Here is a 26,967-nt window from a genome sequence, read left to right as displayed (position 1 = left end):
TTAGTTTCCTCCTGCAGCAAGCGACTTCGATCCGACCAGTGCTGGCGATGCATTGAAATGCTGAGCTGCATCCGCTTGTTCGCATGGTGCCAGTTCGAACTGAATGGTCACGTGCGTGATATCGAATTTGTCAGCCAGCATCTGCTTCAATTCCGGTAGCACTTCCATTTCCGGGTTGACGGCCGTGTCATTCACGACATGAACCGTCAAGCTCGCCTTGCCGCTGGTAAGTGCCCAGATGTGGAGGTCATGGAAGCTTTTTACCCCGGGCGTCGCCAGAATTTGCTTCTCAACCTCTGCCAGATCCACGTCATCGGGTACGCCTTCGAGCAGCACATTCAGGCTCGACTTCAGCAGGATCCAAGTGCGAGGCAGTACCCAGAGGCCGATCAGCACCGCAATGGCGGAGTCGACCCACGCCCAGCCCGTGAAGCGGATGATGATCGCACCGGCGATGACGCCAACCGACCCGAGCAGATCGCTCCAGACTTCCAGATAAGCACCCTTCACGTTCAGGCTGCTGCTTTGCCCGGAGGACAGCATGCGCATGCTGATGAGATTGATGATCAGGCCCAGCACAGCCACGACGAACATGCCGGTTGACTCAATCTGAGGTGGCGATTTCAGCCGCAGGTAGGCTTCGTACAGGATGTAGATAGCCACACCGAACAGCAGCAATGCGTTAAAGGCCGCGGCAAGAATCTCAAAACGGTAGTAGCCAAATGTCCGCTTCTTGTCCGCGGGTCGCTTGGCGATCGCAATAGCAGCCAGTGCGATGGCCAGTGCGACGGTGTCCGTGAGCATGTGCGCGGCGTCGGAGATCAACGCCAGGCTCTTCGTCATGACACCACCGACCACTTCGGCAATCAGGAACGTACCGGTCAGCGCAAGGGCGATCTTGAGCGATCGCTCGTTGCCACCGGGATGGTCGTGTGAGTGACCTGCGCCCATAGAAACTCCTATAAAAATTGGGCGGTACGATGACCGCCCAAGGATTTACGTCATGCAGGCTGGCGGCCTTGATCCGGTTGATGCGTCTGAGTGACTGGCTCGCGAGTATCTTCCGCGTCCTCATCCTTGCGGTGAGCAAGTCGATAGAGCACCGGCAACACCAGTAGGGTCAGCGCCGTGGACGACAAGATGCCACCGATTACCACCGTTGCGAGGGGACGTTGCACCTCAGCGCCCGTACCGGTGGCGATGGCCATCGGCACGAAACCCAGGGATGCCACCAGGGCCGTCATCAGCACCGGACGCAGTCGCGTCAGGGCGCCAACTCGGACCGCGCTGTCGAGGGAATGCCCTTCTTCGCGCAGCGATCGGATAAACGACAGCATCACCAGACCATTGAGCACCGCCACCCCGCACAGCGCGATGAAGCCCACCGCTGCAGTAATGGACATCGGAATGCCGCGTATCCACAGGGCAAGAATCCCGCCAGTCAGCGCAAAGGGAATGCCCGTGAAGACTAGCAAGCCATCCTTGATGTTGTTGAACATCGCAAACAACAGTACGAAGACCAGCAACAGCGCCACCGGCACTACCACCTGCAGGCGGGTGGTGGCGGACTGCAGTTGCTCAAAGGTGCCACCCCATGTCATCCAGTAGCCAGCCGGGATCTTGACCTGGCTTTGGATAGCCGCTTCCGCCTCGGGCACGAATGAACCAATATCACGTCCACGAACGTTGGCACTGATCACGATGCGGCGCTTGCCGTTCTCGCGCGAGATCTGGTTCGGGCCGGGCGCCATTTCCAGCGTCGCCACCTCGCTCAATGGGATAAACGTCGTTCTCGCGTCCACTCCTTTTGGCAACGGAATCGGCAATCGGCGCAGAGCCTCGACCTCGCCGCGCACAGCTTCGGGCAGGCGGACCACGATATCGAAACGACGATCGCCCTGGAAGAAGGTTCCGGAATCACGGCCTCCGACGCCCGTTGCCACCGCGTCTTGCACGTCGCTCATGTTAAGCCCGTATCGCGCCGCCTTCTCCCGATCGATCTTGACCGTCAGCATCGGCAAGCCGGTGGTCTGTTCTACCTTCACCTCCTGCGCGCCGGGGATGCCCTGCAGCACGGCCGATACCTTCTTCGCCGTCTCGCTGAGCACGTTGTTGTCATCGCCGAAGATCTTGACTGCGACGTCCGAGCGGACCCCGGAGATCAGCTCGTTGAACCGCAGCTGGATCGGTTGGGAGAACTCGTAGTTGTTCCCGGGGATCTTGCCGGCTTCCTCCTGGATGGCGGACAGCAGTTCGGCATGTGTTTTCTTCGGCTCTGGCCAATCCTTCTCAGGCTTGAGCATGATGTAGCCATCCGAAATATTCGGCGGCATCGGATCGGATGCAATCTCCGCCGTACCTGTCCGCGCAAACACGCGCTCGATTTCGGGGAATTTTGCCTTGAGGGTCGTCTCGATCGTCTTCTGCATCTCCACGGACTGCGACAGGCTCGTGCCAGGAATGCGCAGCGCCTGGATGGCAATGTCGCCTTCGTTCAGATTGGGGATGAACTCGCTGCCCAGGCGGGCCGCAATGGCCACGCACAGAACAATTGACACCGCGGCAAACGTCAATACAACGGCCGTGTTCGCGAGCGACTTTTCCAGCAGCGGCTCGTAGCGACGCTTCGCCCAGAGCATGAGACGATTTTCTTTCTCGGCCACCCGTTCGCCGATGAACAAGGCGACCGCAGCCGGAACGAACGTCACGGACAGAATCATCGCGCCCAGCAGCGCCAGGACGACCGTGAACGCCATCGGGTGGAACATCTTGCCTTCCACCCCCGTCAGCGCAAAGATCGGCAGGTAGACGATCATAATGATGAGCTGACCGAAGATCAGTGGGCGACGCGCCTCCTTCGCTGCGGCAAACACCTCATGGAACCGCTCGGAGCGCGTCAATGGCCGGCCATGGTGTTCCTGCGCATGCGCCAGTCGCCTCACACAGTTTTCGACAATCACCACCGCGCCATCGATGATGATGCCGAAGTCGAGCGCGCCCAAGCTCATCAGGTTCGCACTGATCTTGTAGTTCACCATCCCCGTGAAGGTGAACAACATCGCCAGCGGAATGATCGTCGCGGTAATCAGCGCCGCGCGGATGTTACCCAGGAAAAGGAACAGAATTACGATGACGAGCACCGCGCCTTCAAGAAGGTTCTTCTTGACGGTCGCAATGGCCTTGTCGACCAGACGTGTCCGGTCGTATACCGTTACGATCTTCACACCTTCCGGCATCGTACGGTTAATGGAAGCGACCTTTTCATCGACCGCTTTTGACACAGCCCGGCTGTTTTCGCCGATGAGCATGAATACCGTGCCCAGCACAACTTCCTTGCCATTCTCGGTTGCCGCACCGGTACGCAGTTCCTTGCCAATCTCCACATCCCCGATGTCGCGAATGCGGATCGGCTGCCCCTGCGCTGTACCGACAATAATGTTGCGGATGTCGTCTTCGGACGCAACCTGACCCGGCGCACGAACCAGATACTGCTCGCCCCTACGCTCGATGTAGCCCGCACCCACGTTGTCGTTGTTCTTGTTCAGCGCATTGACGACGTCGGTCAGCGTCAGCCCGTACGACGCTAGCCGTTCAAGACTCGGCGCGACCAGGTACTGCTTGTTGAAACCACCGATAGTATTGATCTCGGTGACACCGGGCACGTTACGCAGTTGCGGCCGTACCACCCAATCCTGGATTTCGCGCAAATCTGTCGGCGTATAGGCAGTCCCGTCAGCTTTGCGAGCACCCTCTTCGGCTTCAACGGTCCATAGATAGATCTCCCCGAGGCCGGTCGAAATAGGCCCCATCGCCGGCACAACGCCTTCAGGCAGATTGTCCTTGGCTTCCTGGATGCGCTGGTTGACGAGTTGGCGCGCGAAATAGACGTCCGTGCCATCCTTGAAGATGACCGTCACCTGCGACAAGCCATAGCGGGACAGGGAACGCGTCTGTTCGAGTCCCGGCAGGCCGGCCATCACGACCTCGATCGGATACGTAACACGCTGTTCGGTTTCGAGCGGTGAATAGCCTGGTGCCGAGGTATTGACCTGAACCTGAACGTTGGTAATGTCAGGGACCGCGTCGATCGGTAGTCGGTTGTAGCTGAAAATCCCTAACCCGGCCATTCCAAACACGGCGAGCAGGACCAGCCATCGCTGCTGGATGGCGAAACTAATGATACGTTCAAACATTGCTGTTTCCCCCGTATCAATGGCCGTGTTCGGCGCTGGATTTGCCAAGTTCGGCCTTCAGAACAAAACTGTTGGCGGCGGCGTAACGTGCGCCCGGCTTCAGGCCCTCGACAATCTCGATGACCTTGCCGTTTGTCCGGCCGACCTTCACCGGCTGCGGCACGAATCCACCTTGAACCGCGACAAAGACTACGCTCTCGCCATTGACGTCCTGGACGGCCTCGGTCTTCACCGCAACGGGCACCTCGACATCAGCACCGAATACGTCGACCGTGACGAAGAGACCCGGTCGCCAAGCCATCTGTGGATTGGTCAATGTTACGCGGGCCTTCGCCGTCCGCGTCTGCTCGCCCAGCAGCGAACCCACGTATGAAACGGTGCCATCTGCCTTCACATCGGACGATGCCGAATTGATCGACGCCTTTTCGCCGATGCGCACCCGCTCGACATCCTTGGCAGACACCACGAACTCGGCCCAGACGGACGACAGATCCGACAGCGTGAACACGTTGGCGTTGTCCGCCACCGCTTCCCCAAGCGAGATATGCTTTTCAACGATCATGCCGTCGAACGGTGCGCGCAGCTCGTAGCGATTGAGTGCCGTCGAGCTGTTGCTGGCGCCAATGGCGGTCAGCTTCTGCTGCGCGTTCTGGACACTGATCTGCGCTTCCTGCAGCGCGTTGCGGGCGCTCAGATAATCTTGCTCCGCAGAGATCTTCTGTTCCCAGAGCTTCTTCTCGCGGTCATAAGTGACACGCGCCAGATCCAGACGTTTCTGTGCTGCGAGCAGTTCGCTGCGCTGGTCAGAAAGTCCGGTGCTCGCGATGACCGCGAGAACCTGTCCCTTCTTAACCTGTTGCCCAATATTGGCCGGAACGCTCTCTACGACGCCAGCCAGTCGCGGCACCACGTGGGCTGTCTTGTCTTCGTTGAAACGGATTTCGCCGGGGAACTGGACGCCAGCCTGGACCTTTGCCGAGCCCGCGGTTTGAACCACTACCCCTGTCTTGGCCAGCTGGTCCGCTGTCAACTCAATCTTGCCTTCCTCTTTCGAGAGCCGCACGGCGAGTGGCGAAGACGAACCGGGCAAGGTCACATTTGCGGTCACGTCAAAGACATGGGGCTCGGCAACTGGCTGTTGGCTTTCCAGCGCGTCGCCAGACACCACGAACTTGAGCGCTTGAGACTCGCCCGTAGCCCGCACGAGCTGGCCTGTCGCTGCCACGCCATTTGCCACCGCCTTCCCAGACTTGCTAACCCAGAGCCGAATACGGGCCTCGCCCTTGGATTCGGCCGTGCCAATTTCGACGTCATAGCCATCACGCGAAAAGAGCGCGCCACCATTGGGGCCCTTCTTGACCTCGTGATGCTCGCCGTCGCCGTGTGACTTGTCATCCTTGTGGTCGGCTTCCGCCGCCTGCTTGCCATGGTGCTCGGTGTCGCCATGCCCCTTGGATTCCGAGTGCCCACCCTGCTCTTCCGGCGCAGAGCGCCCGCTCAGCAGAACGCCACCAGTCGCGACGCCGCCCACCAGTACGATGGCCGCAATGGCAGCCTTTTGTTTGTTCGAAATAGCCATGTTTTATGAATCCCGTCTTAACGTCCCAGAATGCGATCGATCGTGGTCGCCGCCTGATAGGTTTGTCCAAGCACGCCGAGATAGCGGATGCGTGCCTGGAACAGCGTGCGCTGGGCATCCAGGACGTCCAGATAATTGAACTTGCCGGCCTCGAAGCCAATGGTCGCCGCGTTGAAGGCTTGCTCGGCGCCTGGCAAGACGGTCTGCTTCAGCGTTTGTGCCGAGGCGCGCGATACCGACAGCTGGTTCGATGCCATCAGGAGATTTCGGGTCAGGCTGATGCGATTGGCCAGATATTCATCCTGGGCCTTGTCCGCCTGGCGAATGGCCGAATACAAGTTGCCCTGATTCCGGTCAAAAATCGGCAACGGGATCGCCACACCGATCACCGCCATGTTGCGGTTGGCTTCTGTATCTCGCTTGGCACCCAGACTGACTGTCAGATCCGGATACTGGCGGCTGCGCTCAACGCCCACCAATGCCTGGCGGCGGTCAAGTTCAGCGCGGCTTGCGGCCACCAGCGGTGAGTTTTCCAGCTCCTTCAGAAGGAGTTCAGGCGCCGGCCTGGATGGCAGCGCGTCCAGATTGCCCTGTGCTTCGGTAAACTGCGGCGATGCATTGCCCCACAACGCCGTCAACGCCTGACGGGCGGACTGCAGGCTCGCCGTTGCTTCGGCCAATTCAAGTTCGGCGTTGGCCTGTTCGACACGTGCCTTAGTTTCGTCAACCGGGGAGATCTTGCCGGCCGCGACGCGGCGTGAAGCGGCTTGCGCGCCCCTCGCAGCGATATCCGCGGAGCCAGTTGCCAGCTTGACGCGTTCCTGTGCGATCAAGACGGAAAAAAAGCTCTCGATTACCTGCGCCCGAATGTCACCGCGAACGCCAGCCAGCGTTGCCTGCGCCAGTTCGCGCGTCCTTTCCGCGGCATTGATACGAGCCGAGCGCTTGCCGCCCAGTTCGATGGGGATATTCATCTGGGCGGTGGATGTACGGGTGGATTTCCGCGTGTCCTCGACCAGCGTCTGGAGTTCCGGGTTCGGAATAACCCGGGCCTGCATGATCCCACCTTCTGTGGAATCGAGTTCCTTGGCGGCGGCGGACAGGTTGAAATTGCTTCCTGCCGCCAGCGACAACGCGGCCTCGAGGGTCAACGGTCCCGCCGCTTCCCTTGGGAAGACGGGCACCATGGACGTGCCGGTGTCAGATTGCGCTACGGCAAAGTTTGGGCTGAGAAATGCTACCGCCAGCCCGAGCGGCAGAAATAGTCTTCGCATCGAATTGCACCAAGGTATGTGACCAGGAGAATTCGGCGAGAGACGAAAGGAGAAAAAGAGTCGTCGTCTCGCCGATCAAGCGAGACGCTGCCACTGAGGACGGTCGGGAGCCCTGGCATTCAGAGACGAGAACTCGGACGCATGTTGAGTATCGGTCACTTCTACCCGATTCGCTATCAACACGTCCTGCGTCTGTCCATAGACGAACGGGAGGGAGACCAGATGGCATACCCCGCAGTCTGTATCCACGAATGGCTTTTTCTCGGCATCCGTTTTACCTTCCGGCTGCTGATGACGATGCTCGTGGTGCCCAAGGTGCCAAGTGGCCGTGGCTTTCTCGTGCTGACAATAGCGTGCCGCTGCCGCCCAGGAAAACTGGAACGGCAAAATGAGCAGCACGAAGATCAGAACGAAACGTCGCATTCCTTGGGAGACTGTGCGGGGGGCTTGGGGTTGAAGTACTAACGGCTGGGCCGTCGCCGAAGTTTACATGAATCCTCGATCACCAGCATTAAGAGCAGATTACGATTATCGCTTTCGCCTGCTCGTTTTGGGGTGCCGCTTTCGCCCCTCATCAGTCTTACGCTTGGGGGCGGGCCCATGCTTCCACCGCAAATAGACAGCGAACCCCACATACAGGATGGTACGTCCCCGGTTCTGTAGACAGTTACAGCGATCGAGTTGGGTGAGCTTCCTCGAAAGCCATGGGAGACAGGCCGCCATTGTGCCCGTGGCGGCGCTGTCGGTTGTAGAACACCTCGATGTAGTCGAACACGTCTGACCTGGCATCGTTCCGTGACGGATAGACCTTGCCCCGGATTCGTTCCTTCTTCAAGCTGCTGAAGAACGACTCGGCCACCGAGTTGTCCCAGCAGTTGCCACGCCGGCTCATGCTCACCTCCAACCCGTGTTCGCGGCAGAACCGCTGCCAGTCGTCGCTTCCGTACTGCACGCCCTGATCGGAGTGGATCGTGACCGTTCGCGTCGGCCTGCGGCGCCAGATCGCCATCAGCAGTGCATCCAGCGCCAACTCCCGCGCCAACGTCGGTTTCATCGACCAGCCGATGACCGCACGGGAGTACAGATCCAGCACCACCGCCAGGTACAGCCAGCCTTCGGCCGTGCGCAGGTAAGTGATGTCCGTGACCCAGGCGTGATCCGGCTCGGGCACGGTGAACTGCCGCTGCAGCCGGTTGGGCGCTACCACTGACGGTTTACCCGTCTTGTAGCGGCGGCGTTGCGGCGACCGCACCGAGCGTAAGCCGTTCTCGCGCATTAGGCGTGCAACCCGGTGCTTGCCGACACGTTCGCCGGCTTCGATGAGATCACGATGAATGTTGCGGCTGCCGTACACGCCGCCGCTGGCCAGATAGGCTTCTTCGATCAGCTTGAGCAAGCGTGCATCCTCAATCGACCTGGCCGAGCGGGGCTTGGCCAGCCAGGCGTAGTAGCCGCTGCGTTCGACCTTCAGGACCCGGCACATCGTCGTGATCCGGAACTCGTGCTGGTGCGCATGCATGAACCCGTACCTTGCCCTTACCCCCTGGCAAAGTACGCGGCGGCCTTTTTTAGGATGTCGCGCTCCTCCTCGACACGGCGAAGTTCGGCGCGCAGTTGTTGGTTCTCGCGCTGCAGATCGGCATCCTGCTGCGTCTTGCGTGCCTGCCGGCTGACCCCGCTGCGGCGAAGCCACTCGTACAGGCTGTGGCTCGACACCCCCAGCCGCTGCGCCACTTCCGCCACCGGGTAACCGCGTTCGGTCACCTGCTTGATCGCCTCGGCCCGGAACTCATCCGTATATCGCTTGCTTTTCATGCTTCCTCCAGTCTCAAAAACACCCTATCAGGTGTCTACAAGACCGGGGACGTACCAGGACGATCAGGCCGACCAGCATCACGAGCATGCTCTCGACAACAGAATCGGAGACGTGAGCGTAGTGCATGGCTGTACGTGTATGCGGAGTTGCCCGCATCAGGCAAGCGTCACGACCGCCCGGAGGACGCCGGCGTCATGGAACAAATCAAACGACTCCACGACCACCGACAGGCCGAGAAACCAGACCGAGTCCGCAATATTGCGTTGAAAGGAAGACACATGGACCGTCCATGTCGACTCCCCCCTATACAGCGACAGACGGGGAAAGAACGCTGGTGTACGGCGTGCGTATTCGGCGAATTCCGGGAAGGCGGAAGCCAGAAAGCGGTCTTCCGTCCGGATGACAGCCGGGTACATCAGCGCAAATGCGAGCGCCAGGACTGCGGTAACCGCCAGCGACTCGGTCATCGCCCCTAGTCCGATAATGCCTAGCAAGTTGCAGACATAGAGCGGATGGCGACACAGTGAATATGGACCCGAGGTCACCAAGGTATTGTTCTTGCGCCCGGAAATGTACAACGCGCACCAGAGCCGCCCGACCGTGGCCAGGCTCACCCCCAACATCCCCAGCGTCAGCAGCAGCGGCGACACCCAGGTACCGTCCCAGCGAGAATGGCCAAAGACCAGACTTGCCAGGACAAACGTTACGACAACACGCCAAACGCCGATGCGGTGGCGTGTCAGGAAATTGTCCAGCGCCCTCGAGAGACCAGCGGGTTGGGACGGGGAGATTGAAGAATCGGTCATGCGGTTCGGGGGCTGGAGGAGAATGTCGCGCACTTCGAGTGGACACACTGGCGCGAAAACGAGCACTAATGGCCGGCATTCTAAGGTTGCCCTTCCGTTGTCAGGCTTTATTGCCGAAATGTAATACGTTGTTAATCTTGCCCCCGGGCCAGCGAATCCGGTTGTGTCATAGCTCGGCAATCTGACAGTCATCTTCTGCGACATAGACTGTCTTGGCCATTTTCAGGACACACCCAGAGACGCTCCGCAATGAACGACATCATCCGCACATTGAGCTCGGAATTCTCCGATCTCGCTAATGCTGCCGAGGCAGTACGTGCCGTCGTTCGAATGACCGTCTCTATCGTTTTGGGGGGCTTGCTGGGGTACGAGCGGGAGAGCTCGGGAAAATCCGCAGGCGTGCGCACTCACATGCTCGTCGCGCTGGGGGCATGCGTTTTTGTCGTGGTTCCCCTCCAGGCGGGCGTGCAGCTTGCCGACATGAGCCGCGTGCTTCAGGGTCTCACGTCAGGCATCGGATTCCTTTGTGCAGGGGCGATCCTGAAGCCGGACAATGAGACACACGTCAGGGGGCTCACAACTGCCGCGAGCATCTGGATTGCTGCCGCGATCGGCGTGGCCGCCGGCATGGGCCATGCGGTGACGGCCATCGTCGCGACTGCCTTCGCACTCATCGTGCTCAGAATCCTTCAAATGTCGAAGAAGGGGTCGTCTCAGAAAACGGAAAATAAAGCACGCTAAGCCATTGCCAACAATCTCCGACGATAACGGCGACGGCTCAGCTCAGTAGCAGCTAAGTCTGCCTGCGTAACTTCTCCACCGTGCAAATCCCTGCACTCTTCTGGAGAAGCATCATGTACCGCTACACCAAACTTTCCCTGCTGGCCATCGCCATTGCTACGACTGGCGCTGTCGCCTATGCCGCCAAAGGCGGTATGGAAAACGACGCCCTGGCGATCACCAAGGCCAAAATTCCGCTCGCCCAGGCCGTCACCGTTGCCGAGCAGCACGCCAATGGCAAGGCATCGCGCGCCGAGTACGAAAACTCGAAGCAAGGCTGGGTCTATGACGTGGAAGTTGTCAGCGGGGCCAAGGTCTTCGATGTCCGGGTCGATGCCGACAAGGGCACCGTCATCTCGTCTGCCGAGGACAAGGCGGATCACGATGACGACCACGACAAGCAAGACTGACCGCCTGCCAGTGTGGCCGGATTGCGCATGACGCCGTGATCCGGCCCGGAGACTTCATGGAACATCTCAACCAAACATTCTTCCTGTGGCTCAACGCGCCTGAACACCCGAACGCTCTGGTGGTGACGCTGGCCACCTTCTTTGCGGAATGGCTCATCTGGGCCGTCCCGATTCTGATCGGCATCAGCTGGCTGCGTGGCAACGAGAACACCCGCAAAACGCTGCTGATCGCTACCGCATCCGGCCTGCTTGGGCTGCTGACCAACCAAATCATCGGTCTAGCTTGGTCGCACCCCCGGCCTTTCATGATCGGGCTAGGTCATACGCTCATTCCCCATGTTGCCGACTCGTCATTCCCCAGCGATCACCTGACACTGTGGTGGTCGGTTGCCTTCAGCTTTCTGCTACAGAGAAGACTACTAAGGGCTGGCGTAGCTTTGGCACTGTTTGGCATACCAATCGCCTGGTCACGCATCTACCTGGGGGTTCACTTTCCACTGGACATGCTTGGTGCCATCGCGGTCGCATCGCTCGGTGCCGCGCTGACATTGCACGCAGCACGCTGGTATCTGGGGCCGGTCTACCGGCAGGTGAGCCGTATCCATTGCCTGTTGTTCGGCAAGCTGATCGCGCAGGGATGGGTGCGCGAGTGAGCCTATGGATGGGCTAAGTCTGCCTGCTCAGACTGGCGGCAGTCCCTTTCACACCGGCAGGAGAACACTATGAACAATTTGCCCACGGTCAGAGCAAGCGACTGGCTCAACAAAGTCCCTGAAGTCACGCTGTCGTTCTGGATCATCAAGATCATGTCCACGACGGTGGGCGAGACGGGGGCCGACTTCCTGGCGATCAACGCGGGTTTTGGCCAAGGCTTGACGCGCACCGTCATGGGGGCGTTACTGGCAGTCGCCCTGTTCACGCAACTGCGCACCCGCCGCTACACCCCTTGGATTTACTGGCTCACGGTTGTGTTGGTCAGCGTGGTCGGTACCCAGATCACCGACCTGTTGACCGACGGCCTGGGCGTCAGCTTGTACATCAGCACTTCGGCGTTCGCCGTCACGCTCGCCGTGATTTTCGCTGTCTGGTATCGGGTCGAACGTACCTTGTCCATCCACGACATCGTGACGCAAAACCGAGAACTGTTCTATTGGTCCGCCATCCTCTGCACGTTTGCGCTGGGCACTGCTGCCGGTGATCTGGCGACCGAGGCGCTGGGCTTGGGCTTTACCTGGGGTGCTGTCGCCTTTGGTGCGCTAATCGGCATCACCTATGCCGTGTGGCGCATGGGTGGCAACGCCGTGCTGACCTTCTGGATCGGCTACATCCTGACCCGACCCTTCGGCGCTGCGCTCGGCGACCTGCTGACACAAGCCAAGACTTACGGTGGCCTCGGAATGGGGGCCATGTGGACCAGCACCCTGTTCCTCTCAGTCATCGTCATTCTCGTGGCCGTTGCGCAGATCGGCATGAGCGCAGGCCGCTCCGCCCAAGCCGCCGAGTAACCATCTTCCCAACTTCCAAGGAGAAATCATGCCCAATCAGCACGCTATCGCCCGCCTTGTCGCTGCCGTGTCGGCGGTGGCGCTCGTGGCCCTGGCCACCGGCTGCTCCAAGCCTGCCGACCAAGGCCGCGCGAGCACCGCCCCTGCACCGACTACTAACGCCAGCACGGTATCGCCGGGCAAAGCCGCTTCCAAGCTGGGCGACTTGACCGCATTTCGCAGCATCGCCACTGACGTGTCCACCATCGTAGACAAGGGTGATCTGCCCGCCGCCAAGACCCGCATCAAGGATTTGGAGGTGGCCTGGGATTCGGCTGAGGCTGGACTGAAACCGCGCGCAGCCGACGACTGGCATCTGCTCGACAAAGCCATCGACAAGGCGTTGTCTGCGTTGCGTGCCGATGCGCCAAGCCAAGCTGACTGCAAGGCTGCGATGGGTACTCTGCTAAAAACCTTCGACACGCTCGAAGGACAGTGAGCTTACCCCATGAAAACATCCACTGAACACGCTCTGGCCAAGGTGCCAGAAGTCACGCTTGGCTTTTGGCTCATCAAGATTGCCGCAACCACGCTTGGCGAAACCGGCGGCGATGCCGTCTCGATGTCCATGAACCTGGGATATTTGGCCGGCACCGGCATCTTCGCCGTGATCTTCCTGGCTGCCGTCATCGCGCAAGTCAAGGCCAAGGGCTTCCATCCCTTTCTGTACTGGACCACCATCATCGCCACCACCACGGTCGGCACGACGTTGGCCGACTTTGCAGATCGTTCGCTCGGCATCGGGTACGCTGGCGGTTCGAGCCTGCTGCTGGCCTTGTTGCTCGGCTCGCTCTTCGTTTGGCATCGCACCCTCGGCTCCGTATCAGTGAACACCGTCAGCTCACCCAAAGCGGAAGCGTTCTACTGGCTGACGATCATGTTCTCCCAGACGCTGGGTACGGCGCTGGGCGATTGGATGGCGGATACGGCAGGCCTGGGCTACACCGGCGCGGCTGTTGTGTTCAGCGGGTTGCTCGCCCTGGTGGTGGTGGCCTACTACAGGACGGAAGTGTCCCGCACACTGCTGTTTTGGGCGGCGTTCATCCTGACCCGCCCGCTGGGAGCCGTGGTCGGCGACTTTCTGGACAAGCCGCTGAGCGCTGGCGGTCTGGCGCTGAGCCGCTATTCGGCATCGGCCGCGCTGCTGGCCTTCATGCTGACCGCGATCCTGCTGTTCAGGCAAAGGGCAGCCCGGACCGCGCATTGAAAATACGGTCATCCCAGCCAATATGGAGGAAACAATGCCATGAGAAATAGTCCTGATCAATATGACAAATTAAGCAAAGCCTTTCATTGGATTACGGCCGCAATTGTTGTCACAGCATTCGTGTTAGGGCCTGGCGACTTCGGGCGAATAGTTGATGGTGGAGTCGATCCAGCCACACGAAATGACATCGTGTGGCATGAATCTTTGGGTGTCGCCGTATTTGTGCTCACATTCTTGCGCTTGATTTGGGCTGCAATACGTCCGGGTGCTCCACGGCATCAGATGTCGGTATGGATGTTTGGCCTTTCCCGATTGGCACATTTTGCACTGTGGGCTTTACTTCTTTTGCTGCCGATTTCTGCGCTGCTGGCTCTGGGAAGCGAATCTCATCCTTTGACGCTATTGGGCGGAATCCGAATTAACGTGTTCCCTGCAGTTGGGAATTCTTATTTTTCCAACCTTGCAGATTGGGGCGAGATTCACAAACTGCTTGGTGATGTCATCATATGGTTGGCAGGCATTCATGCGATGGCTGCTATATATCACCATATCAGACTAAAAGATAAGGTTCTTGTCTCGATGTTGCCGTAATGCGGGCGTAATAATTTCAAGAGGAGGGGGAATGCGGGTATTGCTGGTTGAAGACGATCCCATGATCGGTGACGCGATCCAAGGCGCATTGAAGGATGCGTCCTACGCCGCCGACTGGGTGAAGGACGGGCAGACCGCCCTCTCGACACTAGGTTGCCAGCACTATGACCTGGTTCTGCTCGATCTGGGCTTGCCCGGCAAGGATGGACTGGAGGTGCTGGCCAGCATCCGCGGCAAGGACAACCCGGTTCCTCTGCTCATTATCACGGCGCGTGATGGACTGAATGACCGCCTGCGTGGCTTGGACGGCGGAGCCGACGATTACGTTTCAAAGCCCTTTCAGATGGCAGAGCTGTTGGCCCGGATGCGCGCCGTTCTGCGGCGCAAAGGCGGCACGGCTACGCCAGTGCTCACCAATGGCGTGGTGTCGCTCGATCCGGCCACAAAAGAAGCCAGCGTTAACGGTGGCTCCCCGGTGCAACTGTCCAACCGGGAGTTCTCGCTGCTGCAAGCCTTGCTGGTTCGGCCCGGAGCCATCCTCTCGCGCAGCGAGCTGGAAGACCGCATCTACGGCTGGGGAGAAGAGGTCGAAAGCAACGCCGTCGAATTTCTGATCCATGCACTGCGGCGCAAGCTGGGCAGTGAGGTCATCAAAAACGTCAGGGGGGTCGGATGGATGGTCTCAAAAGACGCCTGAACGAATCGGTTCAGCTCAAGCTGTCCTTCACCTTGTCGCTGGCCATCCTCGTGGTAGCCATCGTGGCGGGCATCTTCTCGTTCCTGTCGGCTTTTGACGAGGCGCACGAGCTACAGGATGACGTTCTACGCCAGGTGGCGCAGCTCATGGACCGGCAGCGCCTGTCGCCGGCCACGCCGACGCCCGACGCGCGCCCCAAAGATGTCGATGAAGAATCGCGCGTTATCGTCCAGCGCTTGAATGAGGCTAACCCATCTGAGGCAAGTGTGGATGCAGGCGGTACGCTTTCCCTGCCCACAACACCGGCTGATGGGCTGCACACGCTGGAGATCGGTGGAGAGTCGTTCCGCGTGCTGGTCAAGACCACGGCAACCGGTGAACGCATCGCCGTGGCGCAGGAAGCGGGCTTCCGCAATGAAATTGCCCGCGATGGAGCGCTACGCACCGTGATGCCTTTCCTGATTCTCGTGCCGGTACTGCTATTGATCGTCGCTGACCTGGTGCGCAAGATGTTCCGCCCCATTGCGGCACTTTCCAAGGAAATTGACCTGCGGGCCGAGCAGGAACTGCACCCCGTCGAAGACCGTCACCTTCCGGTCGAGGTGCGCCCATTTGCCGTGGCGATCAACCGGTTGCTCGCCCGCGTCGGCCAGTCAATGGACTCTCAGCGCCGCTTTGTGGCGGATGCCGCGCACGAACTGCGCTCGCCGTTGACCGCCCTTTCGCTGCAAGCAGAGAGGCTGGCAGAGGCAGAAATGTCCGCCCTGGCGCGCGAACGATTGACGGTGTTGCGCCAAGGAATCGAGCGCGGCCGAAGCCTTCTGGATCAACTCCTAACCTTGGCCAAGGCGCAGTCGGCTGCCGACTCGCCGAAGTCACCGATATCCGTTCAGGCCATCTACCGTCGCGTGCTGGAAGACCTCATGCCGCTGGCCGAGGCCAAGCACATCGACATCGGGGTCGAAGGCACGCAAGACGCCGAAGTGTGGGCCAGCGAGCTGGACATGATCGCCGTGGTCAAGAATCTGGTCGATAACGCCATTCGCTACACGCCAGAGGGAGGGCGGGTCGATCTTTCCGTGGGAATATCAAAAGGGAAAGCCGAGCTGCGTGTTCAGGACAGCGGGCCTGGCATTCCGTTGACAGAACGGGATCGGGTTTTTGATCCCTTCTACCGCACACTGGGCAGCGAGCAGATTGGTTCGGGTCTAGGACTATCAATCGTCCAAACGATTGCCCATCGCATCGGTGCAGAAATCCGCCTCGACTTCGTGGACGAAATTCAGCAAACCGGCTTAAAGGTATCCGTTATCGTTCCCATGAAGCAATGACTTGAGAAATGAGGGAGTGTAGCGAATTGGTTAGTTCAACTGGTTGGTTCTACTGGGCACTACTATCGGCTGTATTTGCGGCGCTGACGGCGATTTTTGCCAAGGTGGGCATTCAGGGAGTTGATTCCGATCTGGCTACTTTGATCCGAACGGCCATCATCATCGTCGTCCTGTCGGCGTTTGTCGCCTACACGGGAAAATGGGCCAACCCCTTGGATCTGTCCCCCAAGACATGGCTTTTCCTCGGGTTGTCCGGCTTGGCGACCGGAGCGTCATGGGTCTGCTACTTCCGGGCGCTCAAGATCGGCGATGCATCCAAAGTCGCGCCGGTAGACAAACTCAGTCTCGTACTGGTGGCGGTGTTTGCGTTCACGTTTCTTGGTGAACGCCCGTCGCTCCGCGAGTGGTCTGGTATTGCGATGGTCGCTGGTGGTGTTTTGTTACTGGCGTTCAAGCGCTAATGCGTCAACTTGAGCTATACCCTATCCTGATGTCATTTTCAGAAGACGACTGCACCATTCAGCGCGGTTTGAAGCCTGTTGTGCATACGGATCCTGATAACCCGATATCAGGATTCCTCTGCACAAAACTCGTCTATGCTCAATACTCGTGTGCACCAAAGCGAGGTGAGCATGGCGACCGATACCGCACCGATTACCGAGCACGGCGTGGCCACCCTGCCAGAACAGGCATGGGAGCGTGCGCGTCGTCGTGCGGAGATCATTGGGCCGTTGGCGCAGTCGGAGACGTTGGGCATGAAGCGGCCGACGCGGCAGCCCAGGCATTGGGGCTGTCCCGGCGGCAGGTCTACGTCCTGATCCGCCGTGCCCGGCTAGGTTCGGGGCTGGTCACTGACTTGGCTCTTGGGCAGTCGAGCGGTGGCAAAGGTAAAGGCCGCTTGCCGGAGTCGGTCGAACGAATCATCCGCGAGTTACTGCAAAAGCGCTTCCTGACCAAGCAGAAGCGTAGCTTGGCGGCGTTCCACCGCGAAGTTGTGCGGGCGTGCAAGCTGCAAAAGCTGCGGGTGCCGGCGCGCAACACGGTGGCACTGCGGATCGCCGGCCTCGATCCGCGCGAGGTCACTCACCGCCGGGAAGGACAAGATGCCGCCCGCGACCTGCAAGGTGTTGGTGGTGTTCCGCCACCCGTCTCCGCGCCGCTGGAGCAGGTGCAGATCGACCACACAGTCATCGACCTGATCGTGGTGGACGAGCGCGACCGGCAACCGATTGGCCGTCCGTACCTGACCCTCGCCATCGACGTATTCACCCGCTGCGTGGTTGGCATGGTCGTTACGCTGGAAGCCCCGTCCGCCGTCTCGGTCGGCTTGTGCTTGGTGCATGCCGCCTGCGACAAGCGCCCTTGGTTGGAAGGGTTGAACGTAGAGATGGATTGGCCGATGAGCGGCAAGCCCAGACTGCTCTACTTGGACAACGCGGCTGAGTTCAAGAGCGAGGCGCTGCGCCGTGGCTGCGAGCAGCATGGCATCCGGTTGGACTATCGCCCGCTCGGGCAGCCGCACTACGGCGGTATCGTGGAACGGATCATCGGCACGGCGATGCAGATGATCCACGACGAATTGCCGGGGACGACCTTCTCCAATCCTGACCAGCGCGGGGAATACGCCTCCGAGAAGATGGCCGCCCTGACACTGCGCGAGCTGGAGCGCTGGCTCACATTGGCGGTCGGCACCTATCACGGCTCTGTGCACAACGGCCTGCTCCAACCGCCGGCCGCGCGCTGGGCCGAAGCTATCACGCGGACCGGCGTGCCAACCGTCATCACTCGCGCTACGGCTTTTCTGGTCGATTTTCTGCCCATCATCCGCCGCACGCTGACCCGCACCGGCTTCGTCATCGACCACATCCACTACTACGCCGATGCGCTCAAGCCGTGGATAGCTCGGCGGGACCGCTTGCCTGCGTTCCTGATCCGGCGCGACCCGCGCGACATCAGCCGCATATGGGTGCTGGAACCAGAGGGGCAGCACTACCTGGAAATTCCCTACCGTACCTTGTCGCACCCGGCTGTCACCCTCTGGGAACAACGACAGGCGCTGGCGAAATTGCGGCAGCAAGGGCGCGAACAGGTGGATGAGTCGGCGTTGTTCCGCATGATCGGCCAGATGCGCGAAATCGTTACCACCGCGCAGAAGGCTACGCGCAAGGCGCGGCGCGACGCGGATCGACGCCAGCATCTCAAGGCAACGGCACCGCCTGTCAAAACCACGCCACCACCGGGCGCTGACATGGATGGGCAGCAGGCAGACAACCAGTTGCCGGCCAAACCGTTCGACCAGATTGAGGAGTGGTAGCCGTGGAAGAATATCCCATCATCGACTTGTCCCACCTGCTGCCGGCGGCCCAGGGCTTGGCCCGTCTCCCGGCGGACGAACGCATCCATCGCCTTCGCGCCGACCGCTGGATCGGCTATCCGCGAGCAGTCGAGGCGCTGAACCGGCTGGAAACCCTGTATGCGTGGCCAAACAAGCAACGCATGCCCAACCTGCTGCTGGTAGGCCCGACCAACAACGGCAAGTCGATGATCGTCGAGAAGTTCCGGCGCACGCATCCGGCCAGAGCCGACGCCGACCAGGAGCACATTCCGGTACTGGTCGTGCAGATGCCATCCGAACCGTCGGTAATCCGCTTCTACGTCGCGCTGCTCGCGGCGATGGGTGCGCCATTGCGACCGCGCCCACGGCTGCCAGAAATGGAACAACTGGCGCTGGCACTGCTGCGCAAGGTCGGCGTGCGCATGCTGGTGATCGACGAGTTGCACAACGTCTTGGCCGGTAACAGCGTCAATCGCCGGGAATTCCTCAATCTCCTGCGCTTCCTCGGCAATGAACTGCGCATCCCACTGGTCGGGGTCGGCACGCGCGACGCCTACCTGGCCATCCGCTCCGATGACCAGTTGGAAAATCGCTTCGAGCCGATGATGCTGCCGGTATGGGAGGCCAATCACGATTGCTGCTCACTGCTGGCCAGTTTCGCCGCTTCGCTTCCACTGCGGCGACCCTCGTCGATTGCCACGCTGGACATGGCCCGCTACCTGCTCACACGCAGCGAGGGCACCATAGGCGAACTGGCGCACTTGCTGATGGCGGCGGCCATCGTCGCCGTGGAGAGCGGAGAGGAAGCGATCAACCACCGTACGCTCAGCATGGCCGACTACACCGGCCCCAGCGAGCGGCGGCGGCAATTCGAGCGGGAACTGATGTGAAGCCAGCGCCACGCTGGCCACTGCATCCGGCCCCCAGAGAAGGCGAAGCCTTGTCTTCGTGGCTCAACCGCGTGGCCCTTTGCTATCACATGGAGGTGTCCGAGCTGCTGGAGCACGATCTTGGTCACGCTCAGGTTGATGACCTGGATACCGCGCCACCACTGGCGCTGTTGGCGATGCTCTCCCAGCGGAGCGGCATCGAGCCGGACCGGCTGCGTTGCATGAGTTTCGCCGGCTGGGTGCCTTGGCTACTGGACAGCCTTGATGATCAGATTCCAGACGCATTGGAAACCTATGCGTTCCAGCTCTCGGTGCTGCTGCCGAAACTCCGCCGTAGGACGCGATCCATCACGAGCTGGCGTGCCTGGCTGCCCAGCCAGCCGATACATCGCGCCTGTCCGCTCTGTCTGAACGACCCGGCAAACCACGCCGTACTGCTTGCATGGAAGCTGCCCCTGATGCTGAGCTGCCCGCTGCATGGCTGCTGGCTGGAATCCTATTGGGGCGTGCCTGGGCGGTTTCTCGGCTGGGAGAACGCCGACACTGCGTCGCGCACCGCCAGCGACGCGATTGCAGTGATGGACCGGCGTACCTGGCAGGCACTGACGACCGGCCATGTGGAACTGCCGCGCCGACGCATCCACGCTGGTTTGTGGTTTCGACTGCTACGCACGCTGCTCGATGAGCTGAACACCCCGCTTTCGGCGTGCGGAACCTACGCGGGGTATCTTCGCCAAGTCTGGCAAGGCTGCGGGCATCCGCTGCGTGCTGGGCAAAGTCTGTGGCGACCGTATGAAACCCTGAACCCGGCAATACGGTTGCAGATGCTGGAGGCAGCGGCAACGGCAATCAGCTTGATCGAGGTGAGGGATATCAGCCCGCCAGGCGAGCATGCAAAGCTGTTCTGGTCCGAGCCCCAAACCGGGTTCACCAGTGGTCTGCCGGCGAAAGCGCCGAAGCCCGAACCCGTCAATCACTGGCAACGGGCGGTCCAAGCTATCAGTGAGGCGATCATTGAAGCGCGGCACGACCCCGAGACGGCACGCTCGCTGTTCGCGTTGGCTTCCTATGGTCGGCGCGATCCCGCTTCCCTGGAACAGTTGCGCACCACCTTTGCAAAGGAAGGCATCCCCCCGGAATTTTTGTCACATTACGAGCCTAATGGGCCCTTTGCATGTCTTAAACAGAGTGACGGGTTAAGTGACAACTTTTGACGGTTAGAACTTTCCGGCGCATACTGTCACATAATCGAACGTATATGTGACAGGTATGACATGCTAATCGGCTACATGCGGGTATCGAAGGCGGATGGCTCCCAGGCCACTGACTTGCAGCGCGACGCGCTGATCGCCGCCGATGTCGACCCGGCGCATCTTTACGAAGACCAGGCATCCGGCAAGCGCGAGGATCGTCCCGGCTTGGCGAGCTGTTTGAAGGCGTTGCGTTCAGGGGATACCTTGGTCGTATGGAAGCTCGACCGGCTCGGGCGCGACCTTCGGCACCTGATCAACACCGTGCACGATCTGACTGGGCGTGGCGTCGGTCTCAAGGTGCTGAGCGGCCACGGTGCGGCCATCGACACGACGACCGCTGCTGGCAAACTGGTCTTCGGCATCTTCGCCGCACTGGCCGAATTCGAGCGCGAGCTGATCGCAGAGCGCACAGTAGCGGGCTTGGCCTCGGCGCGGGCGCGCGGTAGGAAAGGTGGTCGGCCTTTCAAGATGACCGCCGCCAAGCTGCGCCTGGCGATGGCGGCAATGGGGCAGACTGAAACTAAGGTCGGCGACCTGTGCCAAGAGCTCGGCATCACGCGACAGACCTTGTACCGGCATATTTCTCCCAAGGGGGAATTGCGCGCAGATGGAATACGACTGCTGTCCAAGATGTAAAAGAAAAACTGGCCTCTACATGGTCAGCACGGATTCGAGGATGACGGCGCTCATCGCGGCATCAATTCACCTATTCACGCCGTCAAATCAGCTTTTTTGTACTGCCATTTGACGCGATGACCGCGAATTGATCGTAAAAACCACCACAATGATGAATAACACAGCGAATTGCGCTGAGAGTGTTTGCCACGACGGATAGATGCCCAGCAGATCAATGCGTGGGATCGATATTGGGCTGGTATGCAATAACCCTGCTTCTTGCAGACCTGCGATGCCCTTGCCTGCCAAGACCACGGCAAGTATGGCCACCAGCAGTGAGCTGGCAGCGAAGAACTGGCCAATCGGCAGGCGCGCACTGGTGCGCAGCAGCACGACTGCCAGCAGGGCCAGGATTCCCATGCCAGTGCCCAAGCCCGCCAGCAGGGGCCAGCCATTTCCTTCTGTCCAGAGCGCTGCGTAGAACAGCACCGTCTCGAACACCTCACGGTAGACGGCGACGAAGGCCAGCGAAAACAAGAACCATGCCGTGCGCTTGTTGAGCGCCGAAGACAGCTTTTCCTTGAGGTAGACCTGCCAACGACCGGCAACGCTCTTCTGGTGCATCCACATGCCCACACCCAGCAAGACCACGGCGGCAAAGAGTGACGAAAAGCCTTCCGTTAGCTCCCGGCTTGCCCCACTGACGCCGACCAAGTAAGTTGCCACTGCCCATGTAATGCCGCCTGCGGCCAGCGCGGATGCCCAGCCTGCATGCACGTAGATCAATACGTCTTTCCGTTCGGCTTTCTTGAGAAACGCCAGCATGGCAACGACCACCAGCAGGGCTTCCAATCCTTCACGTAGCAAGATGGTTAACGCACCGATGAAGGCCGCCACGGCATCGTCGTCGGAGGGGGCAAGCACCTTGTCCGCTTCATCCAGCAAGCCGCGCAAATGCAGCTCCGCTGTCTGCACATCGGCAGGCGAACCATTGGCTATCAATGCCCGGTAGGACACCATCGCGGCTTCGATCTTCTCGAACAGCGGCCGATTGCGAGTGGCCAACGCCGGTTCGACCGGCTCGAAGCCATCGAGGTAAGCAGACAAGGCTAGCTTGGTCGCACCTGCACGGTCGTCAGCCAGCAATGCCGTCACGCTCTCACTGAGTTTGGCTTTGGCAATCGCGGTGCCCTTCGGACTGCTGATATTCAGCGCGCTCGGATTGGCGCGCAAATAGGCCGTCAGGGCTCTGGCGGAAGGCTCATCCAGCCTGTCCGCCAAGACATGCTCAGATGTTTGCGTCAGCACATCCAGACTGGCGAGCGTCTGGCGAACCTGCGCGTTGGCTTGCCAGAGCTTGGCTCCTTCGTCCTTGTCGCTTTGCGTATAAGGTAGCGTGCCAACAAAGAACGCCAATGCCCATCGGTCTTCATCCGACAACGCGCCAAAGCCCTGCATAGCGGTGCCCTGGACACCGTTGCTGATAATTTGGTGTAGCGCGAATAAGCTGCGCTCGCGCGCCCGCATGTGATCGGCCAGCGCGGTCGGCTTGGGGTTGAGGGATGCCGCTAGGGGGCCATCACCGCGCCCTTGCTGACCGTGACAGGCCGCACACTGGGCCTGAAACAACTGCCCTCCCTTCGCTAAGACCGGCATGGCAGTCGGTGCGACTGGAAACGGGTACGCCTTTTGCACCGCACTGGACAGCGCGTGCGCCAGTTTTGCTACGCTGGCCGGATCGGCTTTGGCAGCTACCGCAGCACGCAAAGCGGTCGCTTGTTGCAACAAGCGACCCTTGTCGGTCTGGTCAGGTAATTCTCCCAGTTGACGTTCGGCTGTCGCTGAAAATTCCTGCATTTCAGCGTACTCCGACGCTTTCAGGACAGCACCGTTGGCGACCGCGCCGCCGTAATCGACGGCGACGTAGTCCAGAAGCTGCCAAATCTGTTTGGCTTTGAGTTCGGTGGTGTCGGCTGCGTAGCTTGGCCCGCCAATCAACGCGCAAGTCGCCAACAGCAAAGTCATCAGCCAGCGATAGGTTGCTCGGCAAGTCATGGAAACTCTCGGATTATATCATTGTGAATGATTATAATTCCCATTTACACCGGTGTCCACCGCCTTGCCTTGGGTTAGCATCTGCATGATGAGCAAAGCAGCACCCGATGTGATCGCCACATCTGCGAGGTTGAAGGCGGGCCAGTGCACAAGCTGCCAATGGAAGTCGAGGAAATCGACAACCGATCCACGCAGCACACGATCCGCGACATTGCCGAGCGCACCACCAAGGATCAGGCTGTAGCCCATCGCTTCGAGACGTGGCCGTTGCTGGCACAGCATGCGCCCCAGCCAAGCAGAAACAGCCAGACCCAGCGTGATGAAAAAGTAACGTTGCCAGCCACCAGCGTTCGCCAAAAAGCTGAATGCCGCACCCGGATTCAGGACATGAACGAGGTTGAAAAACGGGGTGATTTCGACTTGCTCACCGTAGGCAAACGTGCGGATGATGGCGAACTTCGTGAGCTGATCGGTCATGACAGCACTGGCGGCCACGGTGAACCAGACCCAAGCCGATGTGCGGCGGGCCGATTGCCACACAGGGGCGGCCAACGGCAGCAACCACCCGGCGAGTGCCGTGCAGCTCCATCCCAGCGCCCACCCCGCCAACACATCGGCCGGAAAGTGCATTCCGGCCGCGATGCGCGACCAGCCGACCAATGTGGCGTACAGCATTAAACTGAGACGACCACGGCGGCCCATCAAAGGCCAGAGCGCGCCGACCACCATCGCGGCATAGGTGGCATGCCCGCTGGGCAGGCTGTAGTGAAGCTCTTTGTCCCCGATGACGCGCGCCAGGTCGCCAAGGACGGCAGGCGGGCGTGGAAAGTCGAACCATAGCTTCAAGGCGGTGGCGACCAATAACGCCAGCAAGAAGGCCGCGCTAAAACCAATAAGGCGATGCCGAACGGCCGTACCACGCGCCGGGTTTGTAGCCGATTTCGACCACCACCACAGACCCAACAGCATCAGCGGCGCTGTCCAGTAACTTCCCACGAGGCCAAAGAACCATGCCAGTGGTTTCAGCGTGGCGGGCGTGCCTGTGTTGATGGCTTGAAACAACGCGATGTTCAGGCCACCCCAGTCATAGAGAAAGAGTTTCCAGCTCATCGGCGCAACAACCTCAAGCCGTTGCCGACAACAAGCAAGCTGGCACCCATATCGGCGAACACAGCCATCCACATGGTCGCGTGACCCGTGAAGGTGAGCACCAAAAATACCGCCTTGATGCCAAGGGCCAGCACAATGTTTTGCATCAGCACCTGTGCTGTCGCACGCGACAGGCGCACGAAGGTCGGAATCTTGCGCAGGTCATCGTCCATCAGGGCCACGTCGGCGGTTTCAATAGCGGTATCTGTGCCCGCCGCTCCCATTGCAAAGCCAATGTCCGCACGCGCCAAGGCCGGTGCGTCGTTGATGCCATCACCGACCATGCCAACCTTGCCGTTTCTGGACAATTGCTCCACTTCGCGCAGTTTGTCGTCGGGCAGTTGGTTGCCTTGCGCGCGGTCAATGCCGGCTTGTGCGGCGATGGCCTGTGCCGTGTGGGGGTTATCGCCGGTCAACATCACGGTGTTGATGCCCAGAGCATGCAGCTCGGCGATGGCTCTCTTGCTGCTGTCCTTGATGGTGTCCGCAACGGCGAATAAGCCATGTACCCCTTTTGCGCCCACCAGCATCACGACGGTCTTGCCTGCGGTTTCCAGCGCTGCGATGCGCTGCTCCAGCTCTGGTGTGCACTGCCCCAGCTCTTCCAGCATCCGGTGGTTGCCCAGATGGTAGGTCTCCCCGTCGATTTGGCCTTGCACACCCCGACCGGGCAGCGCGCTGAACTCGGCCACGTCGAGCAAGGCAACCCCATCCCGCTGCGCAGCCTGCGCCACCGCTTTGGATACCGGATGGTCTGAGCGGGCCGCCAGACTGGCAGCGATGCTGCGGCTATCCGAGGCGAGTGCATGACCCCATGCGACAAAATCGGTCTGAGCAGGCTTGCCGTGCGTGATTGTGCCGGTCTTGTCCAGAGCCAGCCAGCGCAGCTTGCGGCCTTCTTCCAGATAGACACCGCCCTTAACGAGAATGCCGTGGCGGGCAGCGGCGGCCAAGCCGCTGACGATGCTGACCGGCGTGGAGATCACCAAGGCGCATGGGCAGGCAACCACCAGCAGAACCAGTGCACGGTAAATCCAGTCCATCCATGCCGCGCCCATGAAAAGCGGGGGCAGCAGTGCGACGGCGATGGCTAGGGCGAACACGAGAGGCGTGTACCAACGGGCGAACTGATCGACAAAACGCTGGGTCGGCGCACGGCTACCTTGTGCAGCCTCTACCGCGTGAATGATGCGGGCCAAAGTGGAGTTGCTGGCCAAGGAGGAAACGCGGTACTCGAAGGAACCGGATTCGTTGATCGTGCCCGCAAACACCGGATCGCCGGGGGACTTCTCGACCGGGAGGCTTTCGCCCGTGATCGGGGCTTGGTTGACCGTGGAGCGTCCGTCTAGCACCTCGCCATCGAGCGCGATGCGCTCACCCGGTCTGACCCGGACTCGGCTGCCAATGGCGATTTGCTTGGCGCTTGCCTCTCGCCAGGTGCCGTCAGGCTGTTGCACCGTGGCCTGCTCCGGGGTCAGGTCGAGCAGTCCACGGATGGCGTTGCGGGCGCGATCCAATGACTTGGCCTCGATCACCTCGGCCAGCGCGAAGAGCACCATCACCATCGCAGCTTCGGGCCAGTGGCCGATGAACATGGCACCTGTGACAGCAATCGACATCAGGGCGTTCATGTTGAGGTTACGGTTCTTGAGCGCGATCCAGCCCTTCTTGTAGGTGGACAGGCCTCCCGTCAAGACCGCTACAAGCGCCAGAATGACGACCGACCAATGATTGCCGTTGTGGAACCAGTAGACCGCTTCGGCCGCTGATGCGGCGATGAGGGAAATACCGAGTGGCCACCAGTTGGTCTGCGTTGTCACAGGGGACGCCGATGGCGACGCGGCCATGGCCTTGTCCTCGACCTGCGCCTCGAATCCGAGCGCTTGTAGTGCCACAAGCACATCCGGCAGAACCCCGTCAGCATGGCGTACCGACAACGTGCGCTGCATCAGGTTGAAATCGAGACCGGTAACCCCGGCCACGGTGCCGAGCTTGTTGCGGATCAATGCTTCCTCTGTCGGACAATCCATCTTGGCAATGGACAGCTTGGTTGTCTGCCCAGCCGACGCCTCATCCATGCGCACAGCTTGCATGCCGATGGCCTTCAGTGCCTGTTCAACGGGAGACAGCGAAGGCAATTCGTGCTGCACGGTCAAGGTACGCTGCATCAGGTTGAACTCAAGACCAACCACACCCGCCAGCCCAACCAGCTTGCCTCGGATCAGCGCCTCTTCCGTGGGGCAATCCATGTTCTCGATGCGGTACACCGCTTGAGCCGATCCGGTTGTCGGCGGGGCTTGTGTCGTGGGTTGCATGATCGGCCCAGCCGAGCAGCCACACGCCTTTGAAGCGCATTCACTCATGGATAACTCCTTCAAATCTTCTGTACAACCTCCATTAAAAACTCTATAGTTACTATAGAGTCAAGTGATAAATGGAGAT

At 60.2% G+C, this 26,967-nt stretch carries 23 protein-coding genes and 1 pseudogene; 14 read left to right on the top strand and 10 right to left on the bottom strand.

From position 1 onward, the window contains the following. The 7 genes from A6M56_RS00630 to czcN form a co-directional block, all read right to left on the bottom strand. Window positions 1-951, bottom strand: coding sequence for a cation diffusion facilitator family transporter (locus A6M56_RS00630; RefSeq protein WP_004635344.1), 951 nt, complete (start codon window positions 949-951; stop codon window positions 1-3). Window positions 952-1,001: 50 nt separating this feature from the next. Beyond that, window positions 1,002-4,193: a heavy metal efflux RND transporter CzcA gene (czcA, locus tag A6M56_RS00625; RefSeq protein ID WP_004635342.1), complete on the bottom strand. Its 3,192-nt coding sequence runs from the start codon at window positions 4,191-4,193 to the stop codon at window positions 1,002-1,004. A 16-nt stretch (window positions 4,194-4,209) separates the two neighbouring features. Beyond that, on the bottom strand, window positions 4,210-5,772 hold the full coding sequence (gene czcB, locus A6M56_RS00620; protein ID WP_004635340.1) for a heavy metal efflux RND transporter CzcB: 1,563 nt from the start codon (window positions 5,770-5,772) through the stop codon (window positions 4,210-4,212). A gap of 17 nt (window positions 5,773-5,789) precedes the next feature. Beyond that, on the bottom strand, window positions 5,790-7,046 hold the full coding sequence (czcC, locus tag A6M56_RS00615; RefSeq protein ID WP_004635338.1) for a heavy metal efflux RND transporter CzcC: 1,257 nt from the start codon (window positions 7,044-7,046) through the stop codon (window positions 5,790-5,792). A gap of 75 nt (window positions 7,047-7,121) precedes the next feature. After that, a complete protein-coding gene (czcI, locus tag A6M56_RS00610) occupies window positions 7,122-7,469 on the bottom strand; it encodes a CDF family cobalt-zinc-cadmium transporter CzcI (RefSeq protein ID WP_137924345.1) in 348 nt (115 codons plus the stop codon). Window positions 7,470-7,713: 244 nt separating this feature from the next. Continuing rightward, window positions 7,714-8,861 (bottom strand): IS3 family transposase gene (locus A6M56_RS00605; RefSeq protein ID WP_372585118.1). Its coding sequence is split into 2 segments (ribosomal slippage): window positions 7,714-8,618 and window positions 8,618-8,861, totalling 1,149 coding nucleotides; the frame shifts between segments, so codons are not numbered across the junction. Window positions 8,862-9,017: 156 nt separating this feature from the next. After that, entirely contained in the window at window positions 9,018-9,668 is a 651-nt protein-coding gene (gene czcN / locus A6M56_RS00600) for a heavy metal efflux RND transporter CzcN (RefSeq protein ID WP_020206397.1), read from the bottom strand. A 249-nt stretch (window positions 9,669-9,917) separates the two neighbouring features. Here czcN and A6M56_RS00595 point away from each other — a divergent pair, with 249 nt between their 5' ends. From A6M56_RS00595 to A6M56_RS00530, 14 genes and pseudogenes are all read left to right on the top strand, one after another. Next, window positions 9,918-10,409, top strand: coding sequence for an MgtC/SapB family protein (locus A6M56_RS00595; RefSeq protein ID WP_065851665.1), 492 nt, complete (start codon window positions 9,918-9,920; stop codon window positions 10,407-10,409). Between the two features lie 113 nt (window positions 10,410-10,522). Then, a complete protein-coding gene (locus A6M56_RS00590; protein ID WP_102079424.1) occupies window positions 10,523-10,858 on the top strand; it encodes a PepSY domain-containing protein in 336 nt (111 codons plus the stop codon). Between the two features lie 56 nt (window positions 10,859-10,914). After that, window positions 10,915-11,511, top strand: coding sequence for an undecaprenyl-diphosphatase (locus A6M56_RS00585; RefSeq protein ID WP_102079425.1), 597 nt, complete (start codon window positions 10,915-10,917; stop codon window positions 11,509-11,511). A 69-nt stretch (window positions 11,512-11,580) separates the two neighbouring features. Next, the gene (locus A6M56_RS00580) at window positions 11,581-12,363 is read left to right on the top strand and encodes a COG4705 family protein (RefSeq protein WP_102079426.1); all 783 of its coding nucleotides are present in this window, start codon (window positions 11,581-11,583) and stop codon (window positions 12,361-12,363) included. Window positions 12,364-12,391: 28 nt separating this feature from the next. Next, a complete protein-coding gene (locus tag A6M56_RS00575; RefSeq protein ID WP_102079427.1) occupies window positions 12,392-12,841 on the top strand; it encodes a hypothetical protein in 450 nt (149 codons plus the stop codon). A 9-nt stretch (window positions 12,842-12,850) separates the two neighbouring features. Beyond that, entirely contained in the window at window positions 12,851-13,609 is a 759-nt protein-coding gene (locus A6M56_RS00570; RefSeq protein ID WP_102079428.1) for a COG4705 family protein, read from the top strand. A 39-nt stretch (window positions 13,610-13,648) separates the two neighbouring features. After that, window positions 13,649-14,200: a cytochrome b gene (locus A6M56_RS00565; RefSeq protein ID WP_102079429.1), complete on the top strand. Its 552-nt coding sequence runs from the start codon at window positions 13,649-13,651 to the stop codon at window positions 14,198-14,200. A gap of 31 nt (window positions 14,201-14,231) precedes the next feature. Further along, window positions 14,232-14,897 (top strand): response regulator transcription factor, encoded by a 666-nt coding sequence (locus A6M56_RS00560; RefSeq protein WP_102079430.1) that lies wholly within the window; start codon window positions 14,232-14,234, stop codon window positions 14,895-14,897. Next, the gene (locus A6M56_RS00555; protein WP_102079431.1) at window positions 14,873-16,228 is read left to right on the top strand and encodes an ATP-binding protein; all 1,356 of its coding nucleotides are present in this window, start codon (window positions 14,873-14,875) and stop codon (window positions 16,226-16,228) included. The genes A6M56_RS00560 and A6M56_RS00555 overlap by 25 nt, the downstream gene beginning before the upstream one ends. A gap of 26 nt (window positions 16,229-16,254) precedes the next feature. Then, window positions 16,255-16,689, top strand: a complete 435-nt coding sequence (locus tag A6M56_RS00550) for an EamA family transporter (RefSeq protein ID WP_102079473.1) — start codon at window positions 16,255-16,257, stop codon at window positions 16,687-16,689. 135 nt (window positions 16,690-16,824) lie between these two features. After that, a pseudogene (locus A6M56_RS00545) lies at window positions 16,825-18,542 on the top strand (TnsB C-terminal domain-containing protein). Between the two features lie 2 nt (window positions 18,543-18,544). Further along, window positions 18,545-19,453 carry a TniB family NTP-binding protein gene (locus tag A6M56_RS00540; RefSeq protein ID WP_027011230.1) on the top strand — a complete coding sequence of 303 codons (909 nt, stop codon included), beginning with the start codon at window positions 18,545-18,547 and terminating at the stop codon, window positions 19,451-19,453. Further along, complete coding sequence (locus A6M56_RS00535; protein WP_102079432.1) at window positions 19,450-20,667, top strand: TniQ family protein; 1,218 nt, start codon at window positions 19,450-19,452, stop codon at window positions 20,665-20,667. The genes A6M56_RS00540 and A6M56_RS00535 overlap by 4 nt, the downstream gene beginning before the upstream one ends. A 60-nt stretch (window positions 20,668-20,727) precedes the next feature. Beyond that, complete coding sequence (locus tag A6M56_RS00530) at window positions 20,728-21,342, top strand: recombinase family protein (RefSeq protein WP_005303904.1); 615 nt, start codon at window positions 20,728-20,730, stop codon at window positions 21,340-21,342. Window positions 21,343-21,429: 87 nt separating this feature from the next. Here the strand turns inward: A6M56_RS00530 and A6M56_RS00525 are convergent, their stop codons facing one another. From A6M56_RS00525 to A6M56_RS00515, 3 genes are read right to left on the bottom strand one after another with little or no spacing between them, the layout of a single operon-like run. Continuing rightward, complete coding sequence (locus A6M56_RS00525) at window positions 21,430-23,376, bottom strand: cytochrome c/FTR1 family iron permease (protein WP_005303902.1); 1,947 nt, start codon at window positions 23,374-23,376, stop codon at window positions 21,430-21,432. Window positions 23,377-23,394: 18 nt separating this feature from the next. Continuing rightward, on the bottom strand, window positions 23,395-24,486 hold the full coding sequence (gene lspA / locus A6M56_RS00520; protein WP_102079433.1) for a signal peptidase II: 1,092 nt from the start codon (window positions 24,484-24,486) through the stop codon (window positions 23,395-23,397). Further along, window positions 24,483-26,888, bottom strand: coding sequence for a heavy metal translocating P-type ATPase (locus tag A6M56_RS00515; RefSeq protein WP_005303896.1), 2,406 nt, complete (start codon window positions 26,886-26,888; stop codon window positions 24,483-24,485). The genes lspA and A6M56_RS00515 overlap by 4 nt, the downstream gene beginning before the upstream one ends. Window positions 26,889-26,967: the final 79 nt, after the last annotated feature.

It is taken from the genome of Ralstonia sp. RL (assembly GCF_001683835.1).
GTDB lineage: Bacteria > Pseudomonadota > Gammaproteobacteria > Burkholderiales > Burkholderiaceae > Ralstonia > Ralstonia mannitolilytica.
The sequence above is the reverse complement of the archived record's forward strand: the minus strand, read 5'-3'. Positions and strand labels throughout refer to the sequence as shown.